At 68.1% G+C, this 12,308-nt stretch carries 11 protein-coding genes; 7 read left to right on the top strand and 4 right to left on the bottom strand.

Annotated features, from left to right (window positions below):
* Window positions 1-40 precede the first annotated feature (40 nt).
* Genes gyrA through ACR9FL_RS11665 form a run of 5 tightly spaced genes read left to right on the top strand, consistent with a single transcriptional unit; the run spans window position 41 to window position 5,940 of the window.
* Window positions 41-2,809, top strand: a complete 2,769-nt coding sequence (gyrA, locus tag ACR9FL_RS11685; RefSeq protein WP_436355706.1) for a DNA gyrase subunit A — start codon at window positions 41-43, stop codon at window positions 2,807-2,809.
* Window positions 2,810-2,815: 6 nt separating this feature from the next.
* Window positions 2,816-3,619, top strand: a complete 804-nt coding sequence (locus ACR9FL_RS11680) for an aminotransferase class IV (protein WP_436355705.1) — start codon at window positions 2,816-2,818, stop codon at window positions 3,617-3,619.
* 52 nt (window positions 3,620-3,671) lie between these two features.
* Entirely contained in the window at window positions 3,672-4,154 is a 483-nt protein-coding gene (coaD, locus tag ACR9FL_RS11675) for a pantetheine-phosphate adenylyltransferase (protein ID WP_207822191.1), read from the top strand.
* Between the two features lie 15 nt (window positions 4,155-4,169).
* A complete protein-coding gene (locus tag ACR9FL_RS11670) occupies window positions 4,170-5,015 on the top strand; it encodes a peptidylprolyl isomerase (protein ID WP_436355704.1) in 846 nt (281 codons plus the stop codon).
* Window positions 5,016-5,040: 25 nt separating this feature from the next.
* The gene (locus ACR9FL_RS11665) at window positions 5,041-5,940 is read left to right on the top strand and encodes a peptidylprolyl isomerase (protein ID WP_436355703.1); all 900 of its coding nucleotides are present in this window, start codon (window positions 5,041-5,043) and stop codon (window positions 5,938-5,940) included.
* Here the strand turns inward: ACR9FL_RS11665 and ACR9FL_RS11660 are convergent.
* Complete coding sequence (locus ACR9FL_RS11660; RefSeq protein WP_296175975.1) at window positions 5,913-7,040, bottom strand: Ppx/GppA phosphatase family protein; 1,128 nt, start codon at window positions 7,038-7,040, stop codon at window positions 5,913-5,915. The two genes, ACR9FL_RS11665 and ACR9FL_RS11660, sit on opposite strands and share 28 nt — an antisense overlap.
* A 145-nt stretch (window positions 7,041-7,185) precedes the next feature.
* Between ACR9FL_RS11660 and hspQ the strand changes: the two genes are divergently transcribed.
* Both hspQ and phhA read left to right on the top strand, forming a co-directional pair.
* Window positions 7,186-7,500, top strand: a complete 315-nt coding sequence (gene hspQ / locus ACR9FL_RS11655) for a heat shock protein HspQ (protein WP_296175949.1) — start codon at window positions 7,186-7,188, stop codon at window positions 7,498-7,500.
* A 72-nt stretch (window positions 7,501-7,572) separates the two neighbouring features.
* Window positions 7,573-8,448: a phenylalanine 4-monooxygenase gene (gene phhA / locus ACR9FL_RS11650; protein ID WP_436355702.1), complete on the top strand. Its 876-nt coding sequence runs from the start codon at window positions 7,573-7,575 to the stop codon at window positions 8,446-8,448.
* 351 nt (window positions 8,449-8,799) lie between these two features.
* On the opposite strand, the gene astB is transcribed toward phhA, so the two are convergent.
* Genes astB through astD form a run of 3 tightly spaced genes read right to left on the bottom strand, consistent with a single transcriptional unit; the run spans window position 8,800 to window position 12,088 of the window.
* On the bottom strand, window positions 8,800-10,134 hold the full coding sequence (gene astB, locus ACR9FL_RS11645; RefSeq protein ID WP_436358151.1) for an N-succinylarginine dihydrolase: 1,335 nt from the start codon (window positions 10,132-10,134) through the stop codon (window positions 8,800-8,802).
* Between the two features lie 8 nt (window positions 10,135-10,142).
* On the bottom strand, window positions 10,143-10,673 hold the full coding sequence (locus ACR9FL_RS11640; protein ID WP_436355701.1) for an endonuclease domain-containing protein: 531 nt from the start codon (window positions 10,671-10,673) through the stop codon (window positions 10,143-10,145).
* Window positions 10,670-12,088, bottom strand: coding sequence for a succinylglutamate-semialdehyde dehydrogenase (gene astD, locus ACR9FL_RS11635; protein ID WP_436355700.1), 1,419 nt, complete (start codon window positions 12,086-12,088; stop codon window positions 10,670-10,672). Before astD ends, ACR9FL_RS11640 begins: the two co-directional genes overlap by 4 nt.
* Window positions 12,089-12,308 lie beyond the last annotated feature (220 nt).

The following is a 12,308-nucleotide window of genomic DNA, read 5'->3' as shown; positions in this document are numbered from 1 at the left end:
GGATCACGTTCCGATTCCGGCCATTTAAAGCCTGATTTCCTTGACCGACGACAGCTACGACAACGCCGCACCTTCGGCGCCCGGCGACATCTCCATCATCACGATCGAGGACGAGCTGAAACGCTCCTACCTCGACTACGCCATGAGCGTCATCGTCAGCCGCGCCCTGCCGGACGCGCGCGACGGTCTGAAGCCGGTTCACCGTCGCATCCTCTATTCGATGCACGACCTGAACATGACGCCCGAGCGGTCGTATTCGAAGTGCGCGCGCGTCGTCGGCGACGTGCTGGGTCGCTTCCACCCGCACGGCGACGCCTCGGTCTACATGGCTTTGGTGCGGATGGCGCAGCCCTTCTCGATGGGGCTGATGCTGGTCGACGGTCAGGGCAACTTCGGCTCGGTCGACGGCGATATGCCGGCCTCCATGCGTTACACCGAGGCCAAGATGGCCCCGGCTGCGGTGGCCCTGCTGACCGACATCGAAAAAGACACGGTCGATTTCCAACCGAACTACGACGAGAAGGAGCTGGAGCCCGTCGTCCTGCCGGCGCGGATTCCCAACCTACTGGTCAACGGCGCGGGCGGCATCGCCGTCGGCATGGCGACCAACATCCCGCCGCACAACCTGGGCGAAGTCGTCGATGCGGCCGTGGCGCTGCTGGACAACCCCGACATGGGCGACGAGGCCCTGCTGGACATCGTGCCCGGTCCCGACTTCCCCACGGGCGGCGAGATCATGGGCCGCACCGCGCCGCGCAACGCCCTGCGTGACGGACGCGGCTCGGTCATCGTGCGCGGCAAGGCTTCGGTCGAGGAGATCCGCAAGGATCGCGACGCCATCGTCATCACCGAACTGCCCTATCAGGTGAACAAGCAGACCCTGATCGAACGCATCGCCGAAATGGTGCGCGAAAAGCGTCTGGAAGGCATTTCCGACGTCCGCGACGAGTCCGACCGTCAGGGCATGCGGATCGTCATCGAGCTGAAGCGCGACGCTTCGGGCGACGTCATCCTGAACCAGCTGTTCCGCTATACGGCGCTGCAAAGCTCGTTTGGCGTCAACATGCTGGCGCTGAACCACGGCCGCCCCGAGCAGATGGGACTGCGCAAGCTGCTGGAGCTCTTCCTCGAGTTCCGTGAGGAAGTGATCGTCCGCCGCGTCAAGTTCGAGCTGGCCAAGGCCCGCGACCGCGGCCACGTCCTGGTCGGTCTGGCCGTCGCCGTCGCCAATATCGACGAGGTCATCCACATCATCCGCAGCTCGGCCGACCCGGCCGAGGCGCGCGAGCGGTTGCAGGCCAAGGCCTGGCCCGTCGGGGACATGATGGCCCTGGTCGAGCTGATCGCCGATCCGCGCACGGTCCTGGTCGAGGGCGACAAGATCCGCCTGACCGACGAACAGGCCCGCGCCATCCTGGCCCTGACCCTGTCGCGTCTGACCGGCCTGGGCCGCGACGACATCTTCGGCGAGGCGCGCGGCCTGGCCGACACCATCCAGGGCCACCTGACCATCCTGTCGGATCGCGCCAACGTCCTGGCCATCATCCGCGAAGACCTGCTGGTGGTGCGCGATCAGTTCGCCGTGCCGCGCCGCACCCTGATCGGGGAGGGCGACGCCGAGATGGAGGACGAGGACCTGATCCCGCGCGAGGACATGGTCGTCACCGTCACCCACGGCGGCTACGTCAAGCGTGTGGCCCTGAACGCCTATCGGACCCAGCACCGCGGCGGCAAGGGCAAGTCGGGCATGACCATGAAGGACGAGGACGCCATCACGGGCGTGTTCTCGGCCTCGACCCATACGCCGGTTCTGTTCTTCGCCACCAACGGCAAGGCCTACAAGCTGAAGACCTGGCGTCTGCCGCTGGGCAACCCGCAGTCGCGCGGCAAGGCCTTCGTCAACCTGCTGCCCATCGAGCCGGGCGACAGCATCATGAACGTGCTGCCGCTGCCCGAGAACGAGTCCGAGTGGGACAACTACGACATCATGTTCGCCACCAAGTCGGGCGACGTGCGGCGTAACAAGCTCAGCGACTTCGCCACGGTGAACCGCGCGGGCAAGATCGCCATGAAGCTGGAAGACGGCGACCGCATGGTCGGGGTGGCCCTCTGCAACGCTGACGACGACATCCTGCTGACGACCCAACTGGGCCGGGCCATCCGCTTCAAGGCCGATGATGTTCGCGTCTTCAAGGGCCGGGATTCGACCGGCGTGCGCGGCATCCGTCTGCAAGGCGACGACGAGGTCATCTCGATGGCCGTCCTGGGCCGGGTGGACGCCTCGCCGGAAGAACGCGCCGCCTACGTCAAGCACGCCAACGCCATGCGCAAGGCCCTGGCCGGCGCGGACGCGGACGAAGAGGTCGCCGTGGTCGAAGCGGACGACGAGGAGGTGGGCGACGCCGCCCTGTCCGTCGAGCGCATCGCCGAACTGGGCGCGGCCGAGCAGTTCATCCTGACGGTCACCGAAACCGGCTTCGGCAAGCGGTCCTCGGCCTATGAGTATCGCCGCACCGGTCGTGGCGGACAGGGGCTGACGGCCCATGGCCTGGGCGGCCGCGCGGGCACGCGTCTGGCTGCGGCCTTCCCGGTCGAGGAGTCGGACGATCTGATGCTGGTTACCGACGGCGGCCAGATGATCCGCACCCCGGTCGGCCAGGTCCGCATCGTGGGCCGTTCCAGCCAGGGCGTGACCATCTTCCGCACCGGCAAGGACGAGAAGGTCGTCTCGGTCGAACGCCTGCCCGACTCGGGCGGCGACGATGACGGCGCGGACGACGCCGTGGCCGATGAGGGCGGCGAGGGCTGAGCCCGCATGGCCGTCGTCCATGAACTCTGGGTCGACGGCCAGCCCGCCTCACAGGCGGATCTGACCTATCACGCACTGTTCAACTATGGCGCCTTCACCTCCTTCGGCGTCGAGGGCGGCGCGGTGCGCGGTCTGGACCTCCATCTCGCGCGGCTTGAGGCCTCGGCTCTGGAGCTGTTCGGGGAGGGCGTAGGCGAGGGCCGTTTGCGCGACCTGATCCGCTCGGTCCTTGCAGATCGGCAGGAGGCGTGGCTGCGTGTCAGCCTGTTCTCGCCCGAGGTCTGGACCCGCGAGCCCCACTGGATCGGTGCGCCCAAGGTCATGGTCGGCGTCTTCACGCCTCCCGCGCCCTTGGCGGGCGGCGTGCGGCTGCAGCCTCAGGTCTATGGGCGAGAAGCCGCCCACCTGAAGCACGCCGCGACCTTCGGTTTGTTGCGGGCGCGGCGCCTGGCGCGACAGGCGGGTTTCGACGACGCCCTGTTTACAGGCCCTGACGGCCGGATTTCCGAGGGGTCGCTTTGGAACATCGGTTTCTGGCGGGGCGGCGAGGTGGTCTGGCCTCAGGCGCCGATGTTGGAGGGCGTCGCCCAGGCGCTGATCCAGCAGGGGCTGGACCGGGCAGGGGTGAAGCAGCATGTGCGGCCTGTGATCCTTGACGATCTGGCTGACCTCGACGGCGCTTTTCTCTGCAACAGCGCCACCCCGGCCGCTGTGATCGCCGCCATCGGCGCGCATCAGTTTGGCGGCGCAGGGGATTTTTCTCGGCATATCGAAGCCGCCTGGCGATCAAACCCGCGTCAGAAAATCTAGGCCGTTGATTTCGCACCTGCTAAACGGGTCGAAACGCGGGGAGGCGAAGGCCATGCGCATCGGACTGTATCCGGGGACTTTCGACCCGGTCACGAACGGCCACATGGACATCATCGGGCGGGCCATCAAGCTGGTCGACCGGCTGGTCGTCGGCGTGGCCCAGAACGACGACAAGGGGCCGCTGTTCTCGACCGCCGAACGCGTCGAGATGCTGAAGACCGAGGTCGCGCGCTTCAACGCCGACATCGAGGTGCGTCCCTTCAGCAGCCTGCTGATGCATTTCGCCGAGGAAGTGGACGCCAACGTCATCGTCCGCGGCCTGCGCGCGGTCGCGGACTTTGAATACGAGTTCCAGATGACGGCGATGAACCAGCGCCTCAACAGCGACATAGAGACCGTGTTCCTGATGGCCGATCCGCGCCATCAGGCCATTGCTTCGCGGCTGGTGAAGGAGATCGCCCGTCTGGACGGTGCGATCGAAAGCTTCGTCAGCCCGGCGGTCGCCGCCCAGGTGCGCGCCAAGGTGCAGCGCTAGATTTCAGGATTACGAATGACCTTCAAGATGCTTCTGGCCGCCGCTGCGGTCTCGATGATCGCGGGCGGCGCTGTCGCCCAGACCGCTTCTGAATGGCGCACGGTTTCGCCCGAAAACCTGCTGGTGATCGACACCTCCAAAGGCCGCGTCCTGGTCGAGTTGGAGCCGCGCGCCGCGCCGAATCATATCGAGCGTATCCGCACCCTGACCAACCGCGGCTTCTATGACGGGCTGAAGTTCCACCGCGTCATTCCGAACTTCATGGCCCAGACCGGCGATCCCGAAGGCACGGGCGCCGGCGGCAGCGACCTGCCTGACGTCAAGGGCGAGTTCGAGTTCCGCCGTGGCCGCGATAGCGGCTTCGCCGCCGTCGAGAACAGCGGCCCAGGCCTGCGCGGCATCATGGGCAGCCTGCCCGTCACGACCCAGCCGGACGCCCAGATGTTCGTCACCGCTGACCTCAAGGTCGGCGCCGGCGGTCTGTTCTGCCCTGGGGTGGCGGGCATGGCGCGCGCGGGATCGCCCGACAGCGCCAACAGCCAGTTCTTCCTGATGAGCGGTCAGAACGACAACCTGAACGGCGGCTACACCACCTTCGGCCGCGTGGTTCAAGGGCTGGACGTGGTCAAGGCGCTGAAACCGGGCGACGACGCTAGGGATGGCGCGGTCGGCCCTGACGCCGACGTCATGACCAAGGTGCAACTGGCTTCTGCCCTGCCGGAGGGGCAGCGCCCGACGGTGCGGGTAGCCGTGCCGGGCTCGGCGCCCTTCAACGCCGCCGTGGAGGCCGCGCGCGCCGAACGCGGCGCACGGTTCGGCATCTGCGACGTGCAGCCGGTCGTGCAGGTCACGGGCGGCTAATCATCGACTTCAGGGGAGGGGCAGAATGCGCGTTTCAATGGGTGTGGCGGCGGCGTCCGTCCTGATACTGGCGGCCGGGGCGACCTGGGCGCAGGAGCCGGCCCCCGCGGCCGCGCCAACCGCCCCGGTCATGGCCCCGGTCACGGCGAACGAGTGGCGCGCGGTTCCGGCCGAGAACCTGCTGGTGATCGACACCAGCAAGGGCCGCGTCCTGGTGGAACTGGCCCCCGAGGTCGCGCCGGGCCATGTCGAGCGCATACGTCTTCTGGCCGGGAAGGGCTTTTTTGACGGGCTGCTGTGGCACCGGGTCATTGATCAATTCATGGCCCAGACCGGCGATCCGCTGGGTAGCGGCGAGGGTCAGAGCTTCCATCCTGACCTGAAGGCCGAGTTCACCTTCCGCCGCGACGGCCAGACGCCGTTCACGCCGGTGGCGGCGCCCGCCGGGGCTCTGCTGGGCTTCCTCCATTCCCTGCCGGTCCAGACCCAGCCTGACGCCTATATGGCCACGACGGGGGATCACAAGGTCCATGCCTGGGGTCTCTATTGCCCCGGCGTCGCGGGCATGGCGCGCGACGAGGCGCCGGACAGCGCCAACAGCCAGTTCTTCCTGATGCGCCAGCCCTATCCCTCGCTGGACAAGCGCTACACCATCTGGGGGCGGGTGATTTCCGGCCTGGACGTGGTGCGCGCCCTGAAGTTCAGCCCCAACCCGGACGGCATCGTCACCGACCCGGATCGCATGACGCGGGTGCGCGTGGCGTCGGACCTGCCCGAGGCCGAGCGGCCGACGGCGCGGGTGCTGGATACGGCGTCGCCGCAGTTCCGCGCCCTGGCGGATGCGGCGCGTCAGGCCAAGGGGGCCGACTTCTCGGTCTGCGACATCGACCTGCCGGTTCAGGTGGCCGGCGCGTCGCCCGCCTGATTGCCCGTCTGAGCATGGGAACGCCCCCGACGACGGCGTCGGCGGGGCTTCTGGCGGTCTTCGCGCATCCTTTGCAGCAGCAGACCCTCGCGCAGGCCCCGGTCGGCCACGCGGACGCGCTCGCACGGCCAGGCGCGTTGCACGGCCTCCAGGATGGCGGCGCCCGCCAGCACCAGGTCGGCGCGGTCGGGTCCGATGCAACTTTCCGCCGCCCGACCCGCCGGACCGAGGTTCTTCAGCCGCGCCGCCGCCGCCTCGCAGTCGGCGCGCGTCATCCACAGCCCGTCGACCAGATCGCGCTGATAGCGACGCAGGCCCAGATGGATGCCGGCCAGGCTGGTGATGGCGCCCGAGGTGCCGACCATATGCACCCGGCCGCTTTCGAACAGTTGGCGCACCGCGTCGTCGCTAGGGCCGCCGAGGGCCAGGGCGGCGCCGACATCGGCGACCATGGCCTCATACCAGGCCTCGGTGTCGCCAGCCGGTTCAGGATGGCGCTCGGCCAGGGTGACGACGCCGAGCGGCGCTGACATCCAGCCCTTGCTTTCAAAGCCGCGCGCGCCGCGCGTCATCCATGACAGCTCGGTCGAGCCGCCGCCGACGTCGATGACCAGCACCGCCTCGGCCCTGGGATCGAACAGGTTGAGGCAGCCGGCGACCGACAGACCGGCTTCTTCCGCCGGGTCGATGATCTTGAGCTTCAGCCCGGTGCCGCGACGCACCCGCTCGATGAAGGCCGGGCCATTGTCGGCGGCGCGGCAGGCCTGGGTGGCGACGGCGGTCAGTCGGCTGGCGTCCAGACCCTTGCGGGCCACGCGCTCGGCGCACAGGGCCAGGGCGTCATAGGCCCGATCCATGGCGCGATCATCCAGCCGTCCCGTGTGCGACAGGCCTTCGCCCAGCCGCACGATGCGGCTGAAGCTGTCCACCACCCGGAAGCCGTCGCGCGCGGGGCGCGCGATCAGCAGGCGGCAATTATTGGTCCCCAGGTCGAGCGCGCCATAGAGGGGCGCATCGCGACCGGAAGCCCCTGAATCGCGGGACTTCGTGGGCTGGGACCGCGCGTCGCGCCGTGCAGGCGCGCCAGGGGTCTCCGGCATGGGCCGAGCTTTCATGTGGGCGGTCCGAAGCGGCACCCGTCCCGATCAGGTTAGACCGGGCCGAGCGGTCAAGCCAAGACATTCTGTCGCAGAGATGAACGGCGTCGATGCATTCGCTTCAACCGGCGAGGCGTAATGACGAAGCATGACCCAGGTTCACACAGCCCGGTTCGGCCTCGGACAGATCGTCCGGCATCGCGACCACGCCTTCCACGGCCTGGTCATGGATGTGGACGCCCGATACGCAGGCCCGGCCGCAGAGACGGGCGTGGTCGCCAGCGATCAGCCCTTCTATCGCATCCTTGTCGCGGACACCGATGGCGGCGTCATCGCCTACGCCGCTGAGGAGGCTCTGGAGGCGACGCCCGAGATCGAACCCCTGTCGCCCGAGGCCGAGCGGGAGTGGTTCACCGTCGACGCCCAGGGCCGCCACGCGCCGCGTTCGCAAAGGCTGCAATAGACGTGCGTGACGACGGCCCGACAGCGCGCTAATCTGCCCGCAACGGCCGTCAGAGCCGAGAGGAGCGTTCCCATGTCCGATTTCGAGCACGTCTTTGAGGTCCCGCCGGAAGGCGCCGCCGCCGACTGGACCATCCCCCAGAACTGGGCGGCCTATACCGACGTCGAACACGAGACCTGGAACACCCTCTACGCCCGGCAGATGAAGATCCTGCCCGGCCGCGCTTGCGAGGCCTATATGCGCGGGCTGGATGCGCTGGACCTGAACATGGGCGGCATCCCCGACTTCGAGGTGATGAACCCCAAGCTGCAGGCCCTGACCGGCTGGACCGTGGTCTGCGTGCCGGGACTGGTGCCGGACGACGTCTTCTTTGATCACCTGGCCAACCGTCGCTTCGTCTCGGGCCAGTTCATCCGCAAGCCGGATCAGCTGGATTACCTGCAGGAACCCGACATCTTCCATGACGTCTTCGGCCATGTGCCGATGCTGACCGACCCCGATTTCGCCGCCTATATGGAAGCCTATGGCAAGGGCGGGCAGCGGGCGCAGTCGCTGGGGATGCTGAAGAACCTGGCGCGGCTCTACTGGTACACGGTCGAGTTCGGCCTGATGAAGGAGGCTGAGGGCCTTCGCATCTATGGCGCGGGCATCGTCTCCTCGGCGACCGAGAGCGTCTTCAGCCTGGAGGACGCCTCCCCGAACCGTCTGGGCTTTGACCTGGAGCGGGTGATGAAGACCCTCTATCGGATCGACGACTTCCAGCAGGTCTATTTCGTCATCGACAGCATCGAGAAGCTGAAGGAAGTCACGCTGCGGGACTTCGGTCCGATCTATGAGCGTCTGCAGGGCGCTGAGGACCTGCCGATCGAGACCATCCTGCCGGAGGATCAGGTCTTCACGCGCGGCACTCAGGCCTATGCCAACAAGGGCGGACGCTTCGCGGCCTGACGGGGGCTGTCGAAAAACAGAGTCCAATTCGTCTGAATCGTCTGAAATCCCCTCCGTGGCGCTGATCGGGAGGGGATGATGGCGCACGGCGAAGGGCAGGCGAGGAAATGCGTGTCGGAGGCATGCAAACCCCATGATTTTAAGGGATTGCGGCGTCGAGTTGTGACGCCTCCGCAATCCTCCCTGCGAAGCGGGGGAGGGGGACCAAGCGCAGCATGGTGGAGGGAGCGAAATCCGGCGCGACGAATTGCCTTCAGGCGCGGGGAAACAGTTTTCGACGGTGAGCCTGTAATCCGCCCCCACCACCGCTACGCGGTCCCCCTCCCCCGTGAACGGGGGAGGAGAGGTCTGTCAGACCCGCTGGAACGGATAGAAGCCGCCGCCTAGCCCCAGAATCCCCGTCAGTTCATCCAGCGCCCCGCGCGTCTCGTCCAGCAGGGCGGGGTCGGCCAGGTCTTGGGCGGTCAGGCTGTCGCGATACCAGCGCAGGGCCCAGACGCTGAGGGCGCCGTGCAGTTCGTCGGTCAGGCGCATGGACGGGTTGGTCGCGGCCAGTTCGTCTTCGGTCAGGACGACGCGCAGACGCAGACAGGCGGGGCCGCCGCCGTTGCGCATCGACTGGCGCACATCGACATACTCGACCCGGCCGATGGGGCCGTTGGAGGCGGCGAGGCGTTCGGCGACCGCATGGCTGCGGGCGTTGTCGCGCGTCTCGGTCGGGCAGATCAGGGTCAGACGGTCCTCGCCCGGAATCTGGATCAGCATGGAGTTGAACAGATAGCTGCTGATGGCGTCGGCCAGCGGCAGGTCGGCGGCGGAGACCTCGACGAACTGGGGCTCGAACAGGCCGTCGGCGGCGCGGCGGATGGCGGCCTTGGTCGCGTCCGTGTCCTCGAAGGCCAGCTCGTGGAAGAAGAGGGTGTCCAGGGCGCCGACGCAGACCACGTCGTTGTGGAAGGTGCCGCCGTCGATGGCCGCGCGCGACTGCTGGGCCAGGACCGGCCGACCGGCTTCATGGCGGCGAACGATGGCCTGGCTGGCCTCGCGCGTCTGGCGGGCGGGGAAGCGGCCTTCCCAGGGCTCGAAGGCTTCGCGACCCCAGACCAGCAGATTGACCCCGCGACCGCCGTGCGTGGCGCACAGGCGGACGTGGTTGGCGGCGCCTTCGTCGGCCAGATGGGCCACAGCGGGCAAGGCGTCATGGACAGCGAACTTGCTGGCGTCAGGGAAGAGGGCGTCCAGCGCCCGCTTCGTCTGGGCGTGCTCCAGCGAGCGGTGCAGGTTGGTGTGCAGGTTGGCCGGGGTGAAGTGGACCCGGCCGTCGGCGGCGTCGGCGCTGGGCGTCACTGTCGCGGCGTTGGCGGCCCACATGGGCGAGGCCGAACAGGCGGCGGCGGCAAACGCAGGCGCGTCGCGCCAGGCCTTGGCCAGCACCGTCTTGTCATTGCCCGAGAAGCCGAGCGAACGGAGGAAGGGGATGTTGGGCCGCTCGTGCGGGGGCAGGACGAACTGGGGCAGGCCCAAATCGGCCAGCCGCTTCATCTTGTCGAGACCCTGCAAGACCGCCGCGCGCGGGTTCGACGCCTCGCCCTTGTTCAGGCTGGAGGCGAGATTGCCCGGCGACAGGCCCGCATAGGAGTGGGTCGGCCCGATCAGACCGTCGGCGTTGGATTCGATGGCCTTCATATTCACGCTCATGAGCCCTCCCCCTCAAGGGGGGAGGGTTGGGTGGGGGTGTTGGCAGGACGGGTATTTGTGGGGCGCGGGAGGGGCGGCGCCTCTTGCGTCATTTCCAGATGCGTTGCGGCTTCACCCCATCCCCCGACCCCTTCCCCCTCGAGGGGAAGGGGGGCTTTGAGGCGGATGGCCTGGGTGATTTCCGCGACGACGGCGTCGAGGTCGTGGGGGATGCGGCGGCTATCGATGCGCAGGACGCGGTAGCCTTCGCCAGCCAGCCACACGTCACGCCTCAGATCCCGTAGGGCGACGTCCGTGCGATTGTGAACGCCGCCGTCGACTTCGATCACCAGGCGGGCACGCAGGCAAGCGAAGTCGGCGACATAGGGACCGATCGGGGCTTGCCGCCGGATGCGGATGTCCAGCTTGCGCAAGCGGTCCCACAGCTTGGCCTTGGTCCAGGTCGGGGCGGTGCGAAGGCGCCGGGCGCGCACGCGGGCGCCCGGCTTGATCCGTTCATGTTTGTCGAACGGACCAGTCGAAATCATCCCCTCAACCCCTTGATCTCGCTTTCGATATTCTTGACCGATCCGGCTTCGAAGCTGGCGACGGGGTAGGCGCAGTAGTCGGCGGCGTAGTAGGCGCTGGGGCGATGGTTGCCGGAGGCGCCGAGGCCGCCGAAGGGCATGTCGCCGGCCGCGCCCGTGGTCGGGCGGTTGAAGTTCACCACGCCCGCGCGGATGCGGTTGATGAAGCGGTCCCAGTTCTTCGCGTCATCGCTGACCAGGCCGGCGGACAGGCCGTACTTGGTGGCGTTGGCGGCGGCGATGGCGGCGTCGAAGGTCGGGACGCGGATGACCTGGAGGAAGGGGGCGAACATCTCTTCGTCCAGGACGTTCAGGCCGGTCACGTCGATGATGGCGGGGCGGACGAAGGCGCCGGGCAGGTTGTCGACGGGACCCGAGGCGCGGATGACCTTGGCGCCCAGGTCGATGCGCTGCTGCAGGGCCTGCAGGGCGGCCTGCGCGGCCTTTTCCGAGATCAGGGGGCCTGCGTAGGGCTCGGGATCACTGTCCCAGGGGGCGAAGTTCAGGCGGTCGGACATGGCCGCCACGGCTTCGACGACAGCGTCGCCCTGCGCGCCTTCCGGCAGGATCAGGCGGCGCGCGCAGGAGCAGCGCTGGCCGGTGGTGACGAAGGCGGACTGGACCACGATGCCGGCGACGGCTTCGGCGTCGGCGGCGTCCCAGACGACCAGGGGGTTATTGCCGCCCAGTTCCAGCGCCAGGATGACGTGGGGATCGTCGGCGAACTTGCGACGGAAATGCGCGCCCGCCGCGCCCGATCCGGTGAACATCAGGGCGTCGATGGGCTGGTCCAGCAGGGCCGCGCCGGTGTCGCGTCCGCCCTGCACCATGTTGAACACGCCCTTGGGCAGGTCGGCGGCGTCCAGGCATTCGGCCATCAGCTGGCCGGTCAGGGGCGTTTCCTCGGACGGCTTGAACACGACGGTGTCGCCCGCCAGCAGGGCCGGGACGATGTGGCCGTTGGGCAGGTGGCCGGGGAAGTTGAACGGGCCGAGCACCGCCGAGACGCCGTGCGGGCGGTGGCGCAGGGTGGCGTGGCCGAAGGCGGTTTCGGTGGTGCGCTCGCCGGTGCGCTCGTCATAGGCGCGGATCGAGATGTCGACCTTGCCCGCCATCGAGGCCAGTTCGGTTTTCGTCTCCCACAGGGCCTTGCCGGTCTCGCGGCTGATGGCCTCTGCCATTTCGGGCGCGCGGTCCTTGAGCACGGCCTGATAGCGTTTCACCGCGTCGATGCGGTCCTGACGCGGGCGGTCGGCCCAGTCGGGGAAGGCGGTGCGGGCGGCCTCGACGGCGGCGCCGACCTGTTCGACGGAGGCGGCTTCGCCTTCCCAGACGGTTTCGCCGGTGGCGGGGTTGGTGGAGACAAAGTGGGTCATGCGTTTTCTCCCCTTCTCCCCTTGCGGGAGAAGGTGGTCGCGTCAGCGACCGGATGAGGGGTTGCGGCGACGTCTGACAGGGCGGCGCTGTCGCCAGGATATAAGGGCGGACGTCGCGGCGACACCCCTCATCCGACCTGCTTCGCAGGCCACCTTCTCCCACAGGGGGAGAAGGGCGTTTTTGTGCGCTATCGCCTGCGGCTGCTTGAGCGCAGGGATC

Source organism: Brevundimonas sp. CEF1, from assembly GCF_051353055.1.
In the GTDB taxonomy this organism is placed as follows: Bacteria; Pseudomonadota; Alphaproteobacteria; order Caulobacterales; family Caulobacteraceae; genus Brevundimonas.
Note: the sequence above shows the minus strand (reverse complement) of the source record. Positions and strands in the feature narration are given on the sequence as shown.

What these genes read in the sequence shown, in the direction of transcription:
- ACR9FL_RS11680 (WP_436355705.1), top strand. Translation starts at nt 2,816, where the DNA reads ATGGCCGTCGTCCATGAACTCTGGGTCGACGGCCAGCCCGCCTCACAG.
- coaD (WP_207822191.1), top strand. Translation starts at nt 3,672, where the DNA reads ATGCGCATCGGACTGTATCCGGGGACTTTCGACCCGGTCACGAACGGC.
- ACR9FL_RS11670 (WP_436355704.1), top strand. Translation starts at nt 4,170, where the DNA reads ATGACCTTCAAGATGCTTCTGGCCGCCGCTGCGGTCTCGATGATCGCG.
- ACR9FL_RS11665 (WP_436355703.1), top strand. Translation starts at nt 5,041, where the DNA reads ATGCGCGTTTCAATGGGTGTGGCGGCGGCGTCCGTCCTGATACTGGCG.
- ACR9FL_RS11660 (WP_296175975.1), bottom strand. Translation starts at nt 7,040, where the DNA reads ATGCCGGAGACCCCTGGCGCGCCTGCACGGCGCGACGCGCGGTCCCAG.
- hspQ (WP_296175949.1), top strand. Translation starts at nt 7,186, where the DNA reads ATGACCCAGGTTCACACAGCCCGGTTCGGCCTCGGACAGATCGTCCGG.
- phhA (WP_436355702.1), top strand. Translation starts at nt 7,573, where the DNA reads ATGTCCGATTTCGAGCACGTCTTTGAGGTCCCGCCGGAAGGCGCCGCC.
- astB (WP_436358151.1), bottom strand. Translation starts at nt 10,134, where the DNA reads ATGAAGGCCATCGAATCCAACGCCGACGGTCTGATCGGGCCGACCCAC.
- ACR9FL_RS11640 (WP_436355701.1), bottom strand. Translation starts at nt 10,673, where the DNA reads ATGATTTCGACTGGTCCGTTCGACAAACATGAACGGATCAAGCCGGGC.
- astD (WP_436355700.1), bottom strand. Translation starts at nt 12,088, where the DNA reads ATGACCCACTTTGTCTCCACCAACCCCGCCACCGGCGAAACCGTCTGG.